Here is a 20622-nt window from a genome sequence, read left to right as displayed (position 1 = left end):
GAGGCAAACGGTGAAAAGCCAGGATGAAACGCTGGAAGACTGGTGCCGTGCCCTGCTCCAGGCCTTGGAGCTGGAAGACGTTGAGATTGACGTGAACGAGGTCCTCGCCCTGGCAGGCGTGGCCGCCCACTCCGTAGTGCGCCCCGCGGCGCCGCTGACCACATTCATTGCCGGCTATGCCGCCGGTCTGGCCTCCGGCTCCGGGCAGGCGACGGACTCCGTGTCCATGCAGGACGCCATGGCCGTAGCGCGCCGGCTCGCCAAGGACTACGCGGCCGCCGAAGCTTCCGGGGCATGACGCCTGCGGCTGGGGACGACGCCGGACCGGCCGTCCATGGCGGGAACGGCCCCGAGGGCGGTCCCGCGGAACCTCTCGCGGACCCGGACGCCGTCAAGGCGGACGCACCGGAGGCGGACGCAGCGGACCCGGACACAGACCAGGACGCAGACCAGGACGCAGACGTTCCGCACCGGCACCTGGCCCACACATGGCAGGAGGCCCGGCAGCTCGCCTTTGACTGCGCCGCACCCATCCCGGCCGCCCCCGTCCCCCTCCGGCAGGCGCTGGGCCGCACCCTGGCAGCAGACGTGCTTGCCCTGCAGGACATGCCCCACTATGCCTCCTCTGCTATGGACGGCTGGGCCGTCAACGGCAGCGGCCCCTGGATCCTGGCCGAACCCGGCCAGCGGCTGGCACCGCATCAGGCAAGCCCGATCGCCACCGGCGGCCTTATCCCGGCCGGGGCCAAGGCCGTGCTGCGCAGCGAAAGCGGTGTCATCGACGCCGACGAGGACGGCCTGCCCGTCCTGAAGCTGGGCGGCACGGCGAAACCGGGGGACCCGCGCAACGGCGACCACATCAGGAAGGCCGGAGAGGAAGCTGCTGCCGGGGATCTCCTGATCAAGTGCGGCGCGGTCCTGAACCCCGCCCATCTGGCCCTCGCCGCGCTGGCCGGACACGACGCCCTTCCGGTGCTCGGCAAGGCCGTGGTGCGGCTGGTGTTCACCGGCGCCGAGGTGGTGGCATCCGGGACGCCGGCCCCCGGACAGGTTCGCGACACCTTCGGACCCCAGCTGGCAGCCGTGGTGGGCATGCTCGGCGGGATCTGCACCGAAGAAGTGAAAGTCGGCGATTCCTACCCCGAATGGCTCGCCGCGCTCGAGGACGGCGATCCCCTCGCCACGGGCAGCGAAAGCCTGCCTGCCGACGTCGTCATCACCACCGGCGGCACGGGACGCTCCGGAACCGACCACCTCCGGCGTTCCGTCGCCGAGCTGGGCGGACGACTGCTGATCGACGGGATCGCCATGCGGCCGGGCCACCCGGCCGTGCTGGCCGAACTGCCGGACGGCCGGTATGTCCTCGGCCTGCCGGGAAATCCGCTCGCGGCCATGATGGCGCTGTCCACCATCGGAGCCCCGCTCCTGGCGGCCCTGGGGCGCGGTTCCATCCCGCCGCTCAGCGAGGTGCCCTGCGGCTCGACGATTGACGCCGATCCCGGCCGGACCCGGCTCATGCCCTTCCGGCTGCTCTACGGCATGGCATCCCCGGCGCAGCACACCGGCCCGGGAATGATGCGGGGCCTGGCCGCCGCCGACGGCGTCCTGGTGGTCCCGCCCCATGGCGTGCAGTTGGGGGAGCTGGTCCCCGCCTTCGCGCTCCCGTGGGGCGCGCCGGTCCCCGACGCTTCGGCAGCTCCCGTGGCGAAGCCTGCGGCGAAGCGGACCGCCAGGAAGACCGGTGCCAGCGACGGGCCGGTGGACTGGAGCGCCCTCCTGGGCTGAGCGCCCGCCGAACCGGGCCGGAGCGCCGGCAGTGCTGGTTTCAGGATCAGGCACTTGCAATGATGGAATCAGCGAAAACCCTATTGCTTAGGAGTACCGGATGGGCCGCGTGACGCAGCGCCGCAAAGTGCACAAAATTGTCCTGGACGGGTCCGCGCACGCCCTCGAATTCCCGGTCCGGCACCGGGAGGACGTCCTCGCCGTCGAGGAACCGCTGGAAATCCGGCTCGGAAACATGTCCTTCTCCGTCACCATGCGAACGCCCGGCAGCGACTTTGACCTCGTCGCGGGGTTCCTGGTCTCCGAGGGGATCATCTGGACTCCCGAGCAGCTGGTCTCGCTCAGGTTCTGCGCCGGCGAAGACGCCGACGGGATCCAGACGTTCAACGTGGTGGAGGCCCAACTGCGGCCCGACGTCGTCCTGCCGGAGACCGGCCGAAACGTCTTCACGTCCAGTTCGTGCGGCATTTGCGGGACGGACTCCATCGATGCCGTCCGCAAGTCCTCCCACTACAGCCCGGCACAGGATCCGTTGACCGTTCCCGTCGAAACGCTCGCGGCCCTCCCGGACGCCCTCCGGTCCGCCCAGGAGGTCTTCGACCTCACCGGCGGCGTGCACGCCGCCGGACTCTTCAGAATCGCCGACGACGGCTCGGCGGAGTTGCTGTGCCTCCGGGAAGACGTCGGACGGCACAACGCCGTGGACAAGGTGGTGGGCTGGGCGCTCCGCGAAGGCCTGCTGCCGCTCCGGGGCACGGTGCTGCAGGTCTCCGGCCGGGCATCGTTCGAGCTCGTCCAAAAGGCAGCCCTCGCCGGCATCCCGGTGCTCGCCGCCGTCAGTGCACCCTCCAGCCTGGCTGTCGAACTGGCCGAGGCCAGCGGGATGACCCTGGCAGGGTTCAGCCGCCGGACCAGCCTGAACGTCTATGCAGGCCAGCAGCGCGTCGCAGTCCCGGCCCCCGCGGCCGGCTAATAGCAACACTTGGCCAACGGGTTCCCCACGACGTAAGTTTTATCCATCGATTGGAGCCAATCGGACCCCCAGCGCTGAAGAGGAACACATTGCACGACGACCGCCGTCTTACGGAAGTCCGGCTGGACCGCTTTCTGCGTGACCGCATTGCCCCCGCCGTCTACCCGCGCAGCGTCCCGCTGACCCTGAGCAGCTGGGACGCGCCGGACGAGCCCGTGCCCGTGCTCGAGGCCCTGCGGCACGAGTTCGCGCCCCAGGAACACGGGACGGCCTGGGGCCGGCCATGGAGCACCAAGTGGCTCCGGCTGCGGGGAGAAGTGCCGGACGGCTGGGGAACCGCGGCCGGCACCTCGGTGGAAGTCCTCGTGGACCTGGGTTTCAGCGGCGACGCCCCGGGCTTCCAGTGCGAAGGCATCGCCTGGCGGCCCGACGGGACCATCATCAAGGCGATTTCACCGCGGAACCAGTACATTCCGCTCAAGCTTCTGGGCAGCGGCATGGCCGTCGACTTCTATGTCGAAGCCGCGGCCAACCCCGACTTGTCCCAGAACTGGACCTTCGCCGCCACGCCTTACGGCGACAAGGCCACCTCAGGCAGCGAACCCAAATACCGTCTGGGCAGGATCGCCATCGCCGAACGCAACCAGGCGGCCTGGGAACTGCAGCAGGACATCTTCACGCTCAGCGGGCTCATGCATGAACTGCCCATGGACCTGCCCCGCCGCCACGAAATCCTGCGGGCGCTCGAACGCATGCTGGACATCATGGACCCCGACGACGTCGCCGGCACCGCAGACGCCGGACGGGCCGCGCTGGCCGATGTCCTGTCCCGGCCGGCCTACTCCTCGGCCCACCGGCTCGTGGCCACGGGTCACGCCCACATCGATTCGGCCTGGCTTTGGCCCGTCCGGGAAACCATCCGCAAGTGCGCCCGGACGTTCTCCAACGTCGTGGCGTTGATGGACGAGTATCCCGAATTCATCTTTTCGTGTTCCTCGGCCCAGCAGCTCGCCTGGATGAAGGAGTACTACCCGGAGCTGTTCGGACGCATCCGGGACAAAGTCCGCGCGGGCCAGTTCGTTCCCGTTGGCGGGATGTGGGTCGAATCGGACTCCAACATGCCCGGCGGCGAGGCCATGGCAAGGCAGTTCCTCGAGGGCAAAAGCTTCTTCCTGGACGAATTCGGCGTCGAATGCCAGGAAGCATGGCTCCCGGACACGTTCGGGTATTCCGCGGCGCTCCCGCAGATCATCAAGGCCGCGGGCAGCCGCTGGTTCCTGACCCAGAAGATCTCCTGGAACCAGGTCAACAGGATGCCGCACCACACCTTCAACTGGGAGGGAATCGACGGCACCCGGGTATTCACCCATTTCCCGCCGGTGGACAGCTACAACTCCGACCTCAGTGCCCGGGACCTGTCGCACGCCGAACGGAACTACCGGGACCACGGCCGCGGAGCCACTTCGCTGGTGCCCTTCGGGTACGGCGACGGCGGCGGCGGCCCAACCCGCGAGATGCTGGCCGCGGCCCGGCGCACGGCGGACCTGGAAGGCTCTCCGAAGGTGCGGATCGGCTCGGCCGCCAGCTTCTTCCAGCAGGCCCAGGCCGAATACCAGCCCCTGCCGGTCTGGGTGGGGGAGATGTACCTGGAACTGCACCGGGGCACCTACACCAGCCAGGCCAAGACCAAACTGGGGAACAGGCGCAGCGAGCACCTGCTCCGGGAAGCCGAACTCTGGAGCGCCACGGCGGCAGTGCGGGCCGGGCACAGCTACCCTGCCGCGGAACTCAAGCGCCTCTGGCGGCTGGTCCTTCTCCAGCAGTTCCATGACATCCTGCCGGGCAGTTCCATCGCCTGGGTCCACCAGGACGCCGAACGGAACTACGCCGCCGTCGAACGGGGGCTGGAGGCGATCATTGCGACCGCCGCGGCCGCGGCCCTCGGTCCCGGCACCCGGGAATTCCTCCTCAACGCCGCCCCGCAGGAGCGCCAGGGCGTGCCTGCGCTGGGCGCTGCCGAGCCGGTCCGGCCCGGGCAGCCGGTAGCGGCCACCGGGTCGGACGGCGGCTACATCCTGGACAACGGCATCATCCGGGCCGTGGTGGATGCCAACGGACTGCTGGCCTCGCTGGTCGATCACGCCACCGGACGTGAGGCGATCGCTCCCGGGGAGTCCGGCAACCTCCTGGAGATGCACCGGGACACGCCGAATGAATGGGACGCGTGGGACATCGACGCCTTTTACCGCAGGAACGTCGTCCGACTGGTTGAGGCGCGGTCGGTCACGCTCGAGCGCCCCCGGGGCGAAGGCCCGGACGCCGTCGTGGTGGTGGAGCGGATGGCCGGGTCCTCGGCCGTGACCCAGCGGATAACCCTCGCGGCGGGCGCGGACTCACTCGCGATCACAACCCTGGTTGACTGGCAGGAGAGGGAAAAACTGCTCAAGCTCGGTTTCGCCCTGGACATCCGGGCGGACCGTTCGGCGGCGGAGACGCAGTTCGGCCACGTGTTCCGCCCCACCCACGTCAACACGTCCTGGGAGGCCGCGAAATTCGAGATCTGCGCCCACCGCTGGATCCACGTCGCCGAGCCGGGCTACGGGGTGGCGGTCTCCAACGCTTCCAGCTACGGCCATGACGTGACCCGCAATGTCCGGGAGGACGACGGCGGCACCACCACCACGGTGCGGGTCTCGCTCCTGCGGGCACCGAAGTTTCCGGATCCGGGCGCGGACCAGGGCAGGCACGAGCTGCACGTCACGATCCGGCCGGGTGCCACGATCGCGGACGCCGTCGAAGAGGGCTACCGCACTAACCTGGCGCCGCGGGTTGTGCAAGGTGCCCACGGGGTGGAACCGCTGGTCACCGTGTTCAACCAGGCCATGGTCATTGAATCGGTCAAGCTCGCCGAAGACGGCTCCGGCGACGTGATTGTCCGGCTGTACGAATCGCTGGGGGAACGCTCCACCGGCGTCCTGAAGGCCAACTTCCCGGTCCGCGGGATACGCGCCGTGGATCTGCTGGAACGCCCCGTGGATGCGCCGGGAGTGACGGCGGGCCCGGACTCCGCCGAACTCACGCTGCGGCCGTTCCAGCTGGTCACGCTGAGGTTTAAGCGCTGAAGTTTGTGCGTTAGGGCCATTCCTCCGGGGCAGCCCCTGGCCGCGACCGGGAAACGGGGAAAAGCGCCGTTAAACAGGCTGAGTGGGAGCGGTCCTTGCGGACCGCTACCACTCATCCCCCCAATGGCGCTTGGACGACTGCCTCTGCTTCGCACGGCTGACTTCCGTACACGAAGCGATTGCCGCTTTCACACATTCATGATTCTTTCACGGTCTAATGATTTTGTGAATGCCCTACCCTTTGTTCTTGCGTAATGTTGCGCGAGCGCTACCAGTTTTCTTGGCGGCGAGCCCGGAAGCCCAGAACAATCCCAGGCCCAGCACATAGCCCAGGACGGCCGAATAGTTGATCGTTTGCTGCGCGAGGGTCCAGTCCTCCGGGGCGAAGGAGGCGGGGAAGCTCAGGGCCGTGGCGAGGGCGCCCAGGCATGTCATGACTGCGGCGGCACGCACCAGCCGCGGCAGCGGGCTTCTGGCGGTGGCCAGGAGCGCCGGGAGCAGGACGAGGGAGACAAACGCGGGATAGGTGCGGCCGGCCGCGGCGTAGAACGGCGCCAGGGCGGCATTGTGTCCACCGTTTTCCGTGATGTCCAGCATGCCGACCGAGGATCCGCGGGTGTCCATGAGGAAGAAGATCACCGCCACGGAGGCAGCGCTGACGGCCAGGGCAGCGCCTCCGGCCGGGCCCGCAATGAGGCGGTAGCCGCGAGGGTCGGCCAGTCCCGTGGCCACGCGCAGACCGACCAGCAGGACCGCCGCGAACACGAGGAAACGCAGGATGAGGTGGGCAAGGTTCCATCCGCCCAGTGCCCCGTCGATTGCTTCATAGGGTCCGGGGACCGAGAGCAGGCTGCACAGGGTCGCGAGGAACAGGATCCAGAAAACGGTCCTGTTCCGCCCGTGGATCGCATCCGGGATGCGGAGGAGGAACACCACGGAACAGATGATCAGCGTGCCCCACTGGAGGGTTGCAATCATTCCGGGTTCCCCCACATCGCTTGCCTGCTCAACCGAACGACAGTCAGGTCAGGCCAGCTTGCTTCTTAGGCGCCCGCTTAGCAAGCGACTTCGCCAGCCAGATCAAGGAAAGCCCAAGGACCAGGCACAGAACGGCCGAGTAGTTCAGCACGAACCGCATGAATCCAAGGGACGGGGGAATGACCGGGGACAGCAGGCTCAAGGAAATAGCCACGGTACCGAGCGCCAGCAGCGCCGCGCTGGACCGCACCAGGACTGGAAGGCCGCTGCGCAGGGTCCGCACCATCGCCGGAAGCAGGGCCAGGGTGATGTACGCCGGATAGAGGCGCCCGGCGGCCCCGTAATACTCCACCAAGGCGGCGTTGCGGTCGTCCTTGGCGAACACGGCGGACAACCCCGCCGAGGAGCCGGCGGTGTCCATCATGAGGAAAACCGCCACCACCACGGCCGACGCCGCTGCGGCGACCGCAATTCCAACGGGGCCGGTGATCAGCCGCAGGGCGTCATCCGCGCTGAAGCCCCGGGCTACCCGGAATCCAAGGAAAAAGATGGCGGCGAAGATGACGAAGCGGAGCACGAGGTTGGCGATGTTCATGCCGCCGAGAGCTTGGTCTACGGCCACATAGGGGGCCTCGATGCTGAGCAGGATCGCCAGGGTCATGAGCCCGAAGATGGAGAACAGGGACCGGTTCTCCCCGCGGAGGGCACACGGCAAGCGGGCCAGCGTGACCACGCAGCACACCGCCAGCGTGGTCCACTGCAGGATCGCGATCATCCGAGGTTCTCCCAAATTTTTTCTGTTTGTGCCTGCTCCTGCTCCTGGCGCCGCAGCGATTTTCCGAGCGCCTGGAGCCGTTCCCCGGCCAGGGCGCTGAGTTCTCCGTCGGAGAGGGCATCCAGCGCGGCCTGCTTTGCCCCCTGCGTCCAGCCGGCCTCATCCTCGGTTATCAAGCCGGTGGCGACGAACCCGCCCGTGAATCCTACGCCCGCAGCGCGGGCTGTCGCGACCGCCAGTTCGGGTGACAGCCTGTTGGCGGTGAGCTGGGCCGAGTAATTTTGCGGTGCCACGCCGGTGGCGGCAGAAACCCGGTGACGCAACTCACCGTCGTCAATCGCGTCCACCCAGTTCCGGACAGACGTGGCGTGCGGGGCGGGGGACAACGCGGGGGTCATTGAACTGCCGTGGTCTCCATAGCCGCCGTAGGCGGGGGAGGAGCGGGAAATGACGGCGCGCAGCAGGTCCATGGTGGCGACTTGGCTGACGAGTTCGGCGGAGGTGGGCGGTTGGGGGGCGGCGGCCAGCTCGGCATAGTGCTCGAAGGACGCCAGTTCCGCCAGCGGACTCAAATCCAGGGCCCGGCTTATGCTGACCAGAGTGGTTTCGGCCACCTTCCCGCGCACCAGTTGCTGCGCAAGGGTGGTGCGCTTGATGCCGGAAATCCTGCAGATATCGGCCGTGCTCGCCGTCGGAGCAACACTTTGAAGCCAGAGTTGGAACGCCTTTGCGGGTAGTGGCATCTATGGCTTCCTGCGGATTCGATGGGCAGTGTGGGTACTGGCACTCGGTGGGGCAGCGGCGGTCGAGGCGGGAGATGGCGGCGGTGTGGCGCAGCGGGCTGGGATTTTACGTGAGGTCCTAATTCAACTATGCTAAATGGTCGAACCCGCTGGTCCGTACACCCCCCAAGTCCGGACCGGCGGGTTCTTCTATGCCCGGTGCGGTCTCGGCCCGTCGGGACGGGCGGGTTCTGCCCGTCGGGGCGGTCCGTTTGGGCCGCAGTGAGAGGATGAAGTAATGACTGCAACCCTTGTTGCCAAGGACCTTTCCGGTGGTCACGATCACCGCACACTCTTCTCAAAGCTGTCCCTGACCGTAGCCCCCGGCGACGTCGTGGGCGTCGTCGGCGCCAACGGTGCCGGCAAATCCACGCTGTTGCGCCTGCTGGCGGGCGTCGACGAACCGCAGGAAGGCACAGTGAGCCTGGCCCCGGCCGATGCCTTTGTCGGCTGGCTGCCGCAGGAACACGAGCGGATTGCCGGCGAAACGGTCGCCGGCTACATCGCCCGGCGCACGGGCTGCGCGCAGGCAACCCTGGAGATGGAGTCCACCGCAGAGGCGCTGGGCTCCGGCGCTCCCGGCTCCGACGACGCCTACTCGCTGGCGTTCGACCGCTGGATGGCCTCCGGCGCAGCCGACCTGGAGGACCGCATCCCGCCCGTCCTGGCGGACCTTGGCCTCGACGTGGGGCCGGACGCCGGAATGACCGGCCTGTCCGGCGGCCAGGCGGCCCGCGTGGCGCTCGCCGCGCTGCTGCTGAGCCGCTTCGACGTCGTACTCCTGGACGAACCCACCAACGACCTGGACCTCAACGGCCTGGCCAAGCTCGAGGCCTTCGTGCAGGGACTGCGCGGCGGCGTCGTCCTGGTCTCCCACGACCGGGAGTTCCTCTCCCGCTGCGTCACCACGATCGTGGAGCTGGACCTGGCGCAGAACTCGGTAGCTGTGTACGACGGCGGCTACGAGGCCTATCTGGAGGAACGCGCCGTCGCCCGCCGGCACGCCCGCGAACGCTACGAGGAATATGCCAACACCAAGGCTGACCTCGTGTCGCGGGCCCGGACCCAGCGCGAGTGGAGCTCCCAGGGTGTCCGGAACGCCATGAAGAAGAACCCGGACAACGACAAGATCCGGCGGGCGGCGAGCACGGAGTCCTCCGAAAAGCAGGGCCAGAAGGTCCGGCAGATGGAGTCCCGCATCGCCCGGCTCGAAGAAGTCGAGGAGCCGCGCAAGGAATGGCAGCTGCAGTTCAGCATCGGGGCGGCTCCCCGCTCCAGCTCCGTGGTGGCCACCCTGCGCGACGCCGTCGCGCGGCAGGGCGGGTTCACCCTGGGCCCGGTGAACCTTCAGCTGAACGCGGGGGAGCGGATCGGGATCACTGGCCCCAACGGCGCCGGCAAATCCACGCTGCTCCGGCTCCTGCTCGGCGTGCAGCAGCCCGACTCGGGCGATGCCTCCATGGGTGCGTCCGTGGCCGTCGGGGAGATTGACCAGGCGCGCGGCCTGCTGGCCGGCGATCTGTTGCTGGGTGACGCGGTCGAGGCCGTGCTGACGGAGCAGACCCCGGCGGAAGTGCGCACCCTGCTGGCGAAGTTCGGCCTCAAGGCCGACCACACGAACAGGCCCGTCGACTCCCTCTCCCCGGGGGAACGGACCCGGGCCGCCCTGGCGCTGCTGCAGGCCCGCGGCGTGAACCTGCTGGTGCTGGACGAACCCACCAACCACCTCGACCTGCCCGCCATTGAACAGCTTGAAGAAGCCCTCGACAGCTACGACGGCGCGCTGCTGCTGGTCACCCATGACCGCCGGCTGCTCGAAAACGTCCGCCTGGACGCGCGCTGGAACGTCGAGAGCGGCGTCGTCACCGAGTTGCACGCCGATGCCACGAAAGGCAGCACAACATGAGCATGGACCGGGTCGCCTGGAGCTCCCTCTACAACATCACCCGCGCCTCCAGCGGGTCCAAGCCGTTCTCCAAGGCGACGCTGAAGCGTGTCTTCAGCTTTGCGCGCCCGCACCGCAGCCGGCTGATCGCGTTCGTGCTGCTCTCCATCGTGATGGCCTTCCTGGCGGTCGCCACCCCGGTCCTCGCCGGCCAGGTGGTCGACGCGATCATCGCCCACGCGGATGCCGCAACGGTGATCTGGCTTGCCGTCCTGATCGCCATCGTGGCGGTCGCCGAGGCCGGGCTGGGCCTCGTGACCCGCTGGCTGTCCTCCACTATCGGTGAAGGCGTGATCGTGGACCTGCGCACCAAGGTCTTCGACCACGTCCAGAAGATGCCGATTGCCTTTTTCACCAGGACCCGCACCGGTGCCTTGGTCAGCCGCCTGAACAATGACGTCATCGGCGCGCAGTCGGCCTTCGCCGGCACGCTCTCGGGCGTGGTCAGCAACGTCGTGGCCCTCGCGCTGACCCTCGCGGTGATGCTCAACAAGTCCTGGCTCGTGACGGTGCTCGCCATGATCCTGCTGCCGATCTTCCTGATCCCGGCCCGCCGGATGGGCTCCAAGCTGGCCGATCTGCGGCGCGAAGCCGCCGAACACAACGCCACCATGGGAACCCAGATGACCGAGCGCTTCTCTGCGCCCGGCGCCACGCTGGTCAAGCTTTTCGGCCGCCCCGACGAGGAGTCCCGCGAGTTCGCCCTGCGGGCCGGCCGGGTCCGGGACATCGGCGTCCGTACAGCCATGCTGCAGTTCACCTTTGTCACGGCGCTGACGCTGGTCTCTGCCCTGGCCCTCGCACTGGTCTACGGCCTGGGCGGCTGGCTCGCGCTCGCCGGTCAGCTGAACGCGGGCGACGTCGTCGTGCTGGCGCTGCTGCTCACCCGCCTCTACGCGCCGCTCACGGCGCTCTCGAACGCCCGGGTGGAGATCATGAGCGCCCTGGTCAGCTTCGAGCGTGTTTTCGAAATCCTGGACCTCAAACCGCTCATCCAGGAGAAGCCGGACGCCGTGGCCTCCCCGCCCGGTCCGCTCTCGGTGGAGTTCGACGACGTCCGCTTCGCCTACCCCTCGGCGGACAAGGTCTCGCTGGCCTCCCTCGAGGACGTGCGCACCCTGGACACCCGCGGCGGCGAGGAAGTACTGCACGGCATCAGCTTCCGGGTGGAGCCCGGACAGACGGTGGCCCTGGTCGGCTCTTCCGGAGCGGGCAAGTCCACCATCGCCCAGCTGCTGTCGCGCCTGTACGACGTCGACTCCGGCGCCATCCGCATCGGCGGCACCACGCCCGGAACGGGCGTGGACGTCCGCGACCTCACGTTCGCGTCCATGCGCGGGACCCTCGGCATGGTGACGCAGGACGGCCACCTGTTCCACGAGAGCATTGCCTCGAACCTGCGTCTGGCCCGCCCGGAGGCCACCGAAGAGCAGATGTGGGATGCGCTGCGGCGTGCCCGGCTCGAAGACATGATCCGGTCCCTGCCCGATGGGCTGGACACCGTGGTGGGGGAGCGCGGCTACCGGCTCTCCGGCGGCGAGCGGCAGCGCCTGACGATCGCCCGGCTGCTCATCGCGCAGCCCCGGGTGGTCATCCTCGACGAGGCCACCGCCGCGCTGGACTCCACCAACGAGGCCGCCGTCCAGGAGGCCCTTGGCGCCGCGCTGGAAGGCCGCACGGCCGTCGTGATCGCCCACCGGCTTTCCACGGTCCGCGCAGCCGACGCGATCCTGGTGGTGGAGGACGGCTCGATCGTAGAACGCGGTACGCACAAGGAGCTCCTCGCCGCCGAGGGCCGCTACGCGGAGCTGTACCGGACGCAGTTCTCCGAGGCCACCGCGGTCGCCCAGGAAGCCGTGCCCGGGTACTGAGCCGCGGTACTTGCTAGTCCGCTGACGGTTTGGCGGACAGCGCCGGCAGCACGTGGTCCGTCAGCAGCGGGGCGAGGTCGCCGGGCAGCTCGGCGGCCAGGTCCAGCCAGCGGATCTCGGCTATTTCGGCCGACGGCCGGGCGCTCCACACCCCCGGAGCCGTGAAGACGGTGGCCTCGATCTGCGTGGCCGCCTCGTTGGCGGCATCCGCCAGCCAGCAGCCCAGCAGGTCCAGCCGGTCCGGGGCCAACACAATTCCCACTTCCTCCCGAAGCTCGCGTGCGGCCGCCTGGGCGGCCGTTTCGCCGGCCTCCGGCTTGCCGCCGGGATGCATGAACTTGTCCGTGCCCCGTTTGCGAACCGTCAGGAGGCGTCCGGCGTGATCGAAGACGCAGACGGCGGAGACGACAATGCGGGGGTTCACTCGGCACCCCTGACGTCCGGCACCGCATGTTGCGCAGCGTCCGATGCGCCATCCGGCGCCGCGTCTGGTCCTGCTTCTGGTCCTGCTTTCAGCCGATGCAGGACGGACTCAAGCAGCTGGTCCTTGGCGGGCCCGGTTACGTCCCAGCGGTAGCCGCATTCGTCCGGCCCGAGGACCTGGTACCTCACGCGGTAGGTGTCGGGGTCACACCAGTGCACGTCGCGGTTGGCTTGCCCGGCGAAGCCCATGCGGTGGAAGGGGCGCCCGTCGGGGAAATACACGTCCAGGGTATCGGGAGTGTCCGCGGTCCGCAGCAGGTATTCGCGGCTGGCTGGCCCGGTGAACGGCGCACCGCTGAAGGAGGTCCAGCGCACGGTGCCCTCTTCACGCCACATCAGGCCGCCGTCGTCGAGGTCCGTGAAGCGTACGACGCCGGTGAAGGTCCCGCTGGTCCCGGTGCTGCGGTCCAGCAGTGTGCGGTCGACGGACCAGGAGCCGCGCAGGTAGGCGCGGAGGTCAAAGTCCGGAGCCGTGTCCGGGATTTCGTCCGGGGCAGGAATGTTCAAGTGCCCTCGATTGGAATCGAACCAACGACACCGGCTTTAGGAGAGCCGTGCTCTATCCACTGAGCTACGAGGGCGGGCATCCGGGGCTCGGCCAGGGCCGGTCCGGTCGGACACGGATATAAGCATACAAGGTGAGCGCGCGTACTACGCTCTTGGCATGACCGCAGGAACCACCGAACTTTCCGCCGGCGCCCTCTACTACCCCGATGTGGCCGCGACCCGGTTTTACGTCGGGGCGCTGGCGAAGCTGAGCGTGCTGCAGTATTTCGTGGCCGAGTCGGCCGTGATCGGCGCCTGGGCCGGCGCGGAGCCGTACAGCCGCCGCACGGGGTACATCAGCGATCTCGGTGCCGTGTCCTGCGGGGAATTCGACGGCCGGGACGTCTGCTCGCCGGCGCACCTGCTGATGAACGCCTCCTTCGTGATCCAGGGCTTTGGCATGATCGTCGGGGCGCTCCTGCTCGGCTCGGCGCTCATGTGCTGCGCCGCGCGGGCCGGCGTGCCCGTCAGGCAGGGCAGGATGCCGGGCCGTGGCCGCTGGGGCGCGGGCGTGGCGGCCGCGGGCACCGCCCGGCTGCTGACCGGCGCCGCCGGGGCGGGCACGATCCTCGTGGGGCTGGTGCCTGAAGACACGGGATCGGGCTGGCATGTCGCCGGCGCCCTGATGTACTTCGCGACCGGGGCCCTGGCGCTGCTGGTCCTCGGCTGGCTGTGGCTGAGGCAGACGCCGCTCGGATGGGTGATCCTGGCCTGCGGCGTCGTGTCCTCGGCGGCACTCATTGCGGCCGGCCTGACAGGGATGCACGTGCCGGAACCGGGCACCCTGGAGCGGCTCATGGGCTACCCCATTACGGCTGGCGTCGCCGCGGCCGGCCTTGTCGTCGCCCAGCGGGTCCAGCATGAACGCGCACTGCGCAAGCAGGCCCGGGCCCAGACAGGCTGAAGAAGACGCGCTGAGGCAGGCAGGCCAGGGCGGGCGGGCTAGGGCAGGCGCGCCGAGGCAGAGGCGCTGAGGCGGGCGCGCTAGGGCGCGGTCGCCGTCGCCTTCGCGCTGGGGGCCGCCGTCGGCGTCGCTTTGCCCAGGATTTTCAGCAGTTCCTCGTCGCGCAGCTTGGACCACGGCGACTCCGGCGATCCCTGCAGCGCAGCCTCGGGGCTGTCGGTCTGCGTCCACCATTTTGCTTCGAAGACCCGGCCCTCGAAGAGCACTCGGTCGCCCTTGCGGTAGACCGTGGCCGGCTGCCACGCCGGGGCCGTGCCGGCCGGTGCCGTCAGCTGCGGCGTCGGCCGGTCTGCGGCCAGCACCGGGCCGATGATGCGCCACGGGGTCGCGGTGCCCTGCAGGACGGGGTCATCCGGAGTGTCGGCGCGGGTCCACCATTTGGCCTCGTACACGTTGGAGTGCCACACAACGCGCTCACCCGCAGCGTAGGCGGTTGTCTCGGACCACACCGGATAGGGGCTGGTGGAGGGGTTGTCACTGACGGCCGGGGCCGGCGTCGATGCAGCCGGTGCGGCGGGTGCGGCCGACGAGGTGGCCAGGACGCCCGCTCCGAGGATCGCGGCGAAGGACGAGCTTCCCTGGTCCACGCCACTGCAGCCATCGGACACCTTGGTGACGTCCGGGAAGTTCTGGCTGCAGGTGCGGTCACGGTTCAGGGACCACATGGAGAGACGGCCGATGCCGCGGGCACTGGCGAAGGCGCTAAGTTCCTGCGCGTCCTTGAGGGTGAAAATTTCGCCGGCGACGTCGTTCTGGCCGATCATCGGCGTCAGCCCGACTTTCCGCCACACTGTCTCGCTGCCGAGCTCGGTGCCGGCGGCCCGGTACAGGCCGGTCAGCTGCGTGTGGGTTGCCTCCGCGGCGGACACCGCGTTCTCGTACATCGACCGGCCCGGCAGCCGGCTTCCGCCGTAGTCCATGGTCATGGCGTTCACGCCGGCGAGGTCCACCCCGGCGGTGATCATCCCGGTCACGGCGTCGCTGCCCGCCGTCGTGAGGCCGTTCGGATCCGCCGGCAGCGTCAGCCAGACGCTCAGCGACTTCCCGTCGCGCTGGCGGTCCTGCTGGAGCGCGGCGATCGCCGCAGAACGCCGTTTGACGGCCGCCGGGTCCGAAAGGGCCTCGCCTTCGACGTCCAGATCGATGCTGCTGACGTCATAGCGGGCCACGACGGTCCGGTAGGCGGCTTTCAGCTTGGCGGGATCTGTGCACGTGACTGCAAGCTCCTGGTTGGCCCGCCCGCCGAAGGACACCGCCACGGTGCCGCCGAGTTGCTGGAGCCGGGCCACCCGCCGGTCCAGGTCCAGGGAAGACGCGGCGTCGGCGAGGGAGTAGGCGGCGCCCCAAGAAGGCGTGCACGCATCCTTGGGATCAGCGACGACGAAGGACAGCACGACTTTTTCGGCTTCCTTCGACGCCGGGGCCTCAAAGGCGTACCGGGGCGTCGCCGTGACGTCGACATAGCCCGAGAAAACGGACGGAATGGCCTCGGCCGCCCGGACGTCCTGGAAGTTGCCCCATGCGACCACGCCGCTGGCTGCGGCAGCCGCCACGGCAGTGATCAGCACACCCAGCCGGACCACGGATAGTTTGCGGCCTGGGAATCGTTCGGACACAGGGCCCCCTTGTGCGTTTTTTGTTGAGCAGCCCGGCACGCGCCGGCAGCCGGTATCAGCTCGTGTAATTCCGGGGTGTCTGATGTCCGGCAAGCGTCTGACCTTGCATTATCATAAGGGCACTCACCGGAACATTCCGGTGCGGCGTGCGGGTTTTGCCGTGGGCGCGCGCCAATATGCCGACTTTGCAGTCTTATGGGGACTAATGCCAGATCAGCTTGTCTTGCCGCGCTTGGATTCCGAAAGTGTGACAACCGAACAAAAGGGTGCAGTCCGGCGCCGTCAATGGGGGTCTGAGCGTCGTTCGGAGCCGCTGTCAATAGTTCACCCGAGGCCGTCCCGGCGCAAAATAATCCTTGGTCGCCTGGGAATTCTCACGACGCTGGCGGCATGGGTTGCCTACGTCATTTCCACCATCCTGAAAGAGCTCGCTGACAACCCGAACGCGGGTTTTAGGTTTCAGTTTGAGACGGTTTCCTATCTTGTTGTCGTAACATTCCTGACGTTTTCCGCGCTTATGTATCTCTTGGCCCGGCAAGGGGCCCTTTATCGCTTCCGCGACCACTCGCGGGTTCCTCGCGGCGAGCTGGACCGCCACTTCGCCGAGTACTCCGAGGGGATCACGGTCCTGGTCCCCTCCTACGCCGAAGAACCCCAGGTGGTTCGTGCCACGCTGTGGTCCGCCGCGCTGCAGGAATTTCCGGACCTCAAGGTGGTGCTGCTGCTCGATGACCCCCCGCATCCCTCGGACCCGGGCGATCGTGCCCGGCTGGACAAGACCCGCACGCTAACCGCGGAGATTTCCACCGAGCTGAGCGTCCCGGCGGCGCGGTTCAACACCGCGCTCGCCGACTACCGGCGCCGGGAAAAGGCAGGCGGGCGCGGCCAGGCGGCCGAGCTGGCCATGCTGATTTCCGAATATGAGGCAGCCGCCGAATGGCTGGAATCGATGGCAGCCGCCGAAACAGTGGAGGATCACGTTGACGAGTTCTTCGTCGACCTCGTCCTCATGGGCTTGGCCCGTGAATTGCGGCTGGTGCTCGTGGGCCTGAACGCGGCCCTCGTGCAGCAGGCCTCGCCGCCACGGTCGCGGATCGACGAGCTGTACCTTCGGCTGACCTGGATCTTCAACGTCTCCACCGAGACGTTTGAACGGAAGAAGTTCTCGAGCCTTTCCCATGAGGCGAACAAGGCCATGAACCTCAACGCCTACATTTCGCTGATGGGGCACACCTGGCACAAGGAGACCACCGCCGACGGCGTGGTCCTGCGCAAGGCGCCGGCCGGCGTCGTCCCGGACCCCGACGGCGACATTATGGACGTCCGCGATACGACCTACCTGTTGACGCTCGACGCCGACTCGCTGCTTCTGCGCGATTACTGCCTCCGGCTGGTCTACTTCCTGGAATCGGCCGGCAACGAGCGGGTCGCGGTCACCCAGACGCCGTACTCGTCCTTCCGCGGGGCCCCCACCCGCATCGAAAGGGTCGCCGGGGCCACCACTGACCTCCAGCACATCCTGCACCAGGGCATGACCTACTACGGCGCGACGTTCTGGGTGGGCGCCAACGCCGTCATCCGCAAGCGCGCCCTGGAGGACATCGTCGAGGTGGAAACCAGCGGCGGCTTCGAGATCCGGACCTACATCCAGGACCGAACCGTCATCGAAGACACCGAGTCGAGCATCGACCTCGGCCAGCACGGCTGGACCCTGGTGAACTATCCGGAGCGGCTCAGCTACAGCGCCACGCCCCCGGATTTCGGCTCCCTCGTGGTCCAGCGCCGGCGCTGGGCGAACGGCGGATTGCTGATCCTGCCGAAGCTGTGGGTCCAGCTCCGCCAGCACCGCTCCGAGCGCCGGGCGATCCTGTTCAGGGAGGTGCTGCTGCGCGTGAACTACATGGCGTCCATCGCCTGGGCCAGTTTTGGACTCGTCTTCCTCCTGGCGTACCCGTATGACAGCCGGCTGCTGAGTCCGATCGTGTTCCTCGCGGCCCTGCCGTATTTCCTGGCCATGGGCAGCGACCTGCGCGACTGCGGGCACCGCTTCACTGACATCTTCCGGATCTACGGCTTCAACCTCGTGCTGCTCCCGGTCAACCTGGCGGGGGTACTGAAATCCCTGCAGCAGGCCGTTACGGGCGACAAGATTCCCTTCGCCCGCACCCCCAAGGTCAAGGACCGCACCGCAGCCCCGGCCATCTACGTGCTCACGCCGTACGCGATCGTCGCCTTCTCCCTGCTGACCGTGTGGCGGGACGCCCAGGTGGGCAACTGGGGCAACGTGGCCTTCGCCTCCCTCAACGCCGTCCTTGCCGCCTTCGCGATCCACGCCTACATCGGAGTCTTCAACTCCGCGGTGGACATATTCCTCGGGGTGGTTAACTGGCTGTATGTCAGTCCCCGGCCCAAGACAGCGAAGGAGAGCCCCGTGATTGCCAAGACAGCTGAGGAAATCGACTGGGAAACAATTCTCTATCACGGCGACCGCCGGCTGAACCGTGACCTCCGAGGTTCCACGGACCGCCGCCGTCGAATTGCCGTCCGATGACGCTTGAGGCCCTGGCCGGGGCGGAGGAGCGGCTGCCGGCGGACCGGTTGCCGGCGGGTCGGTTGCCGGCGGGCCGGTTGCCGGGCAGCCCGTTGCCGGGCAAGGCGGCCCGCGCAGTCGTGGAAGCGGCGGCTGAGGCCGCGGTTCCGGTGGTCGACGCGGCCTTCACGAACGGCATTGCCGCCCGTGCCATCGGCGTGCGGATGATCGATGGTGGGATCATCGAGGTCCTGCTTCCTCCGAACGAGGAGATCGAGGGGCCGGAGGCCCGCGTCGCCGGTGAGGCCGTCCGTTCACTCGCCGCGGGACGGCGGATGCCGGTGCTCCTGGTGATTACCGGCGTCGTCGGTGTCAGCATTGAGGCGCGGCAGGTCTACAGCGGTTCCATCGCGGCGACGGCGTTCGCCCTGGTGGGCGAGAGCCCGGTGGATAGGGTCATTGCCCACTACCTCCTGCGTTCCAGGAGCGAGACGATCCCGGCGCAGTTCTTCACCTCCGAATCCGCCGCCGTCGACTGGCTAAGGCAGTATGCCCGTGAAGAATGACGCGCCGGACCCCAGGCTGCACGCCCTCGTGGAGGGCATCGTGCGGATCGCCGGCGGCGATCTGAGCACCAGGATTCCCCATTCCGGGGCCCGCGACGACGTCGCCGCCGTCATTGCGGGCATCAACCTGATGGCCGATGACCTGCAGACGATCTACCAGGAGCTGGAGGAACGGGTCGAAAGCCGCACGGCCATGCTGCGCGAGGCGCAGGTGGAACTCGAGCGCATGGCCTTGACCGACCCCCTGACCCAACTCGCCAACCGCACGGCCCTGAATTCTGTTCTGAGCCATGCCCTGGCGGAGTCCTCTCGTGGTGAGATGCCGCCGGCGCTCCTGATTCTCGACCTCGATTCCTTCAAGGGCATTAACGACACCCTGGGACACAGCGCCGGCGACGACGTCCTGCGGGTCATCGCGCGCCGGCTCCAGGACGCCGTCCGCGAGACAGATACCGTGGCCCGTCTTGGCGGTGACGAATTCGCCGTCATGCTGCCGAAGTCCAATCTGGTCCGGGCGCGCAGGGTGGCCAACCGGATCCTCGCCGCGCTCAGCGAGAGCCTCGACGTCGGGGACCTGAAAATCACATGCGGCACGAGCATCGGCCTGCGGATCGCTGAACCCGGCCAGAGTGTTGATGACCTGGTCATGGAGGCCGATACGGCCATGTACGCCGCGAAGGCGCAGCCGCACAGCAGCATCAAGGTCTTCGAGCCGGCCCTGCTGTACGCGCGCCGGCTGCAGAGCGTCATGATTACGGAAATGCGCGAAGCCATCCGGCAGGACCAGCTGACCCTGCATTACCAGCCGGTGGTGGACCTCACCTCGGGCCGGATCGAGGGCGTTGAGGCGCTGGTCCGGTGGAACCACCCCGAGCGCGGCCTCCTCATGCCGGACCAGTTCATTCCCCTCGCCGAGGAAACCGGCATGATTGTCGACCTGGGCCACTGGGTGCTGCGCAATTCCGTGCGTCAGTTGCGGACATGGCAGCAGGACATGCAGGTGGACAGCACGTTCAACGTCCGGGTCAACATTTCCACCACCGAGCTGCAAAATCTTGAGTTGATCGAACACGTGCGCGACATCCTCCGGGAAACCGGCGTGGATGCCTCAAACCTGATCGTGGAGTTGACGGAGTCCATGGCAGTCAACGGAGGGGACGTCGACCAGTATTCGCTCAACGGCCTGCGGCGTCTGGGCGTGCAGCTGGAGATCGATGACTTCGGGACCGGCTATTCCTCCATCAGTTACCTGCGCAAGCTGCCCGTGAACGTGGTCAAGATCGACCGGAGCCTCATCAGCGGCCTTGGCTCCGACGAGCAACAGCGGGACTTCGTGGCCGCGGTGCTGCACCTTATCCACGCTTGCGGCCTCAAGGCGCTGGCCGAGGGCATTGAGACTCCGGAGCAGGCCCAGGTGCTCCGTGAGATGGGCTGCGGCAGCGGCCAGGGCTACTACTTCGGCCGGCCGGCACCGGCGGCCGACATTGTGGCGTTGATAAACCGCAATAAAGAGCGTTTGTAGCCCCGGGTCTGATAGTTATTGCGGGAGGCAGGCCGAAGGTTAAACAGTGGCGGGGGGGGGGGGGGGGGGGTTTGTGGCCCCCCCCCCCCGCCCAACCAAAACACAGAAGAAGGAAAGGGGTTATAAAAAAAAAAAACACACCAACAAAAAAAAAAAACAGAAGT

16 protein-coding genes and 1 tRNA gene are annotated in these 20622 nt (G+C 67.8%); 10 read left to right on the top strand and 7 right to left on the bottom strand.

What is annotated here, in order from left to right; genetic code table 11:
- Nucleotides 1-10 precede the first annotated feature (10 nt).
- The 4 genes from ACFVTM_RS20010 to ACFVTM_RS19995 all read left to right on the top strand — a co-directional run bounded on the left by ACFVTM_RS20010 (nucleotide 11) and on the right by ACFVTM_RS19995 (nucleotide 5880).
- Nucleotides 11-298: a DUF6457 domain-containing protein gene (locus ACFVTM_RS20010; RefSeq protein WP_390205736.1), complete on the top strand. Its 288-nt coding sequence runs from the start codon at nucleotides 11-13 to the stop codon at nucleotides 296-298.
- A complete protein-coding gene (locus ACFVTM_RS20005; RefSeq protein WP_390205735.1) occupies nucleotides 295-1785 on the top strand; it encodes a molybdopterin molybdotransferase MoeA in 1491 nt (496 codons plus the stop codon). Before ACFVTM_RS20010 ends, ACFVTM_RS20005 begins: the two co-directional genes overlap by 4 nt.
- Nucleotides 1786-1885: 100 nt before the next feature.
- Nucleotides 1886-2758, top strand: a complete 873-nt coding sequence (gene fdhD / locus ACFVTM_RS20000) for a formate dehydrogenase accessory sulfurtransferase FdhD (RefSeq protein ID WP_390205734.1) — start codon at nucleotides 1886-1888, stop codon at nucleotides 2756-2758.
- 89 nt (nucleotides 2759-2847) lie between these two features.
- Nucleotides 2848-5880: an alpha-mannosidase gene (locus ACFVTM_RS19995; RefSeq protein WP_390205732.1), complete on the top strand. Its 3033-nt coding sequence runs from the start codon at nucleotides 2848-2850 to the stop codon at nucleotides 5878-5880.
- 234 nt (nucleotides 5881-6114) lie between these two features.
- On the opposite strand, the gene ACFVTM_RS19990 is transcribed toward ACFVTM_RS19995, so the two are convergent.
- The 3 genes from ACFVTM_RS19990 to ACFVTM_RS19980 are packed head-to-tail and all read right to left on the bottom strand — an operon-like array spanning nucleotide 6115 to nucleotide 8376.
- Nucleotides 6115-6858 carry a hypothetical protein gene (locus ACFVTM_RS19990; protein WP_390205731.1) on the bottom strand — a complete coding sequence of 248 codons (744 nt, stop codon included), beginning with the start codon at nucleotides 6856-6858 and terminating at the stop codon, nucleotides 6115-6117.
- A gap of 43 nt (nucleotides 6859-6901) precedes the next feature.
- Entirely contained in the window at nucleotides 6902-7633 is a 732-nt protein-coding gene (locus tag ACFVTM_RS19985; RefSeq protein WP_390205730.1) for a hypothetical protein, read from the bottom strand.
- Nucleotides 7630-8376 carry a hypothetical protein gene (locus ACFVTM_RS19980; RefSeq protein WP_390205728.1) on the bottom strand — a complete coding sequence of 249 codons (747 nt, stop codon included), beginning with the start codon at nucleotides 8374-8376 and terminating at the stop codon, nucleotides 7630-7632. The genes ACFVTM_RS19985 and ACFVTM_RS19980 overlap by 4 nt, the downstream gene beginning before the upstream one ends.
- A gap of 277 nt (nucleotides 8377-8653) precedes the next feature.
- Between ACFVTM_RS19980 and ACFVTM_RS19975 the strand changes: the two genes are divergently transcribed.
- Nucleotides 8654-10321 carry an ABC-F family ATP-binding cassette domain-containing protein gene (locus tag ACFVTM_RS19975; protein ID WP_390205727.1) on the top strand — a complete coding sequence of 556 codons (1668 nt, stop codon included), beginning with the start codon at nucleotides 8654-8656 and terminating at the stop codon, nucleotides 10319-10321.
- Nucleotides 10318-12231: an ABC transporter ATP-binding protein gene (locus tag ACFVTM_RS19970; RefSeq protein WP_390205726.1), complete on the top strand. Its 1914-nt coding sequence runs from the start codon at nucleotides 10318-10320 to the stop codon at nucleotides 12229-12231. Before ACFVTM_RS19975 ends, ACFVTM_RS19970 begins: the two co-directional genes overlap by 4 nt.
- Nucleotides 12232-12244: 13 nt before the next feature.
- On the opposite strand, the gene ACFVTM_RS19965 is transcribed toward ACFVTM_RS19970, so the two are convergent.
- The 3 genes from ACFVTM_RS19965 to ACFVTM_RS19955 all read right to left on the bottom strand — a co-directional run bounded on the left by ACFVTM_RS19965 (nucleotide 12245) and on the right by ACFVTM_RS19955 (nucleotide 13295).
- Nucleotides 12245-12655: an NUDIX domain-containing protein gene (locus tag ACFVTM_RS19965; RefSeq protein WP_390205725.1), complete on the bottom strand. Its 411-nt coding sequence runs from the start codon at nucleotides 12653-12655 to the stop codon at nucleotides 12245-12247.
- Entirely contained in the window at nucleotides 12652-13197 is a 546-nt protein-coding gene (locus tag ACFVTM_RS19960) for a DUF6314 family protein (RefSeq protein WP_390205867.1), read from the bottom strand. The genes ACFVTM_RS19965 and ACFVTM_RS19960 overlap by 4 nt, the downstream gene beginning before the upstream one ends.
- Before the next feature lie 25 nt (nucleotides 13198-13222).
- Nucleotides 13223-13295, bottom strand: a tRNA-Arg gene (locus tag ACFVTM_RS19955).
- An 83-nt stretch (nucleotides 13296-13378) separates the two neighbouring features.
- Here ACFVTM_RS19955 and ACFVTM_RS19950 point away from each other — a divergent pair.
- Nucleotides 13379-14164 (top strand): DUF998 domain-containing protein, encoded by a 786-nt coding sequence (locus ACFVTM_RS19950; RefSeq protein ID WP_390205724.1) that lies wholly within the window; start codon nucleotides 13379-13381, stop codon nucleotides 14162-14164.
- A gap of 80 nt (nucleotides 14165-14244) precedes the next feature.
- Here the strand turns inward: ACFVTM_RS19950 and ACFVTM_RS19945 are convergent, their stop codons facing one another.
- Complete coding sequence (locus tag ACFVTM_RS19945) at nucleotides 14245-15840, bottom strand: chitinase (protein WP_390205723.1); 1596 nt, start codon at nucleotides 15838-15840, stop codon at nucleotides 14245-14247.
- A gap of 517 nt (nucleotides 15841-16357) precedes the next feature.
- Here ACFVTM_RS19945 and ACFVTM_RS19940 point away from each other — a divergent pair.
- From ACFVTM_RS19940 to ACFVTM_RS19930, 3 genes are read left to right on the top strand one after another with little or no spacing between them, the layout of a single operon-like run.
- A complete protein-coding gene (locus tag ACFVTM_RS19940) occupies nucleotides 16358-18391 on the top strand; it encodes a glycosyltransferase family 2 protein (protein ID WP_390205722.1) in 2034 nt (677 codons plus the stop codon).
- Nucleotides 18388-18936, top strand: coding sequence for a hypothetical protein (locus ACFVTM_RS19935; RefSeq protein ID WP_390205721.1), 549 nt, complete (start codon nucleotides 18388-18390; stop codon nucleotides 18934-18936). Before ACFVTM_RS19940 ends, ACFVTM_RS19935 begins: the two co-directional genes overlap by 4 nt.
- Nucleotides 18926-20458, top strand: coding sequence for a putative bifunctional diguanylate cyclase/phosphodiesterase (locus tag ACFVTM_RS19930; protein ID WP_390205720.1), 1533 nt, complete (start codon nucleotides 18926-18928; stop codon nucleotides 20456-20458). The genes ACFVTM_RS19935 and ACFVTM_RS19930 overlap by 11 nt, the downstream gene beginning before the upstream one ends.
- The last annotated feature ends 164 nt before the right edge of the window (nucleotides 20459-20622 follow it).

Source organism: Arthrobacter sp. NPDC058130, from assembly GCF_042884475.1.
Classification (GTDB): Bacteria; Actinomycetota; Actinomycetes; order Actinomycetales; family Micrococcaceae; genus Arthrobacter.
Note: the sequence above shows the minus strand (reverse complement) of the source record. Positions and strands in the feature narration are given on the sequence as shown.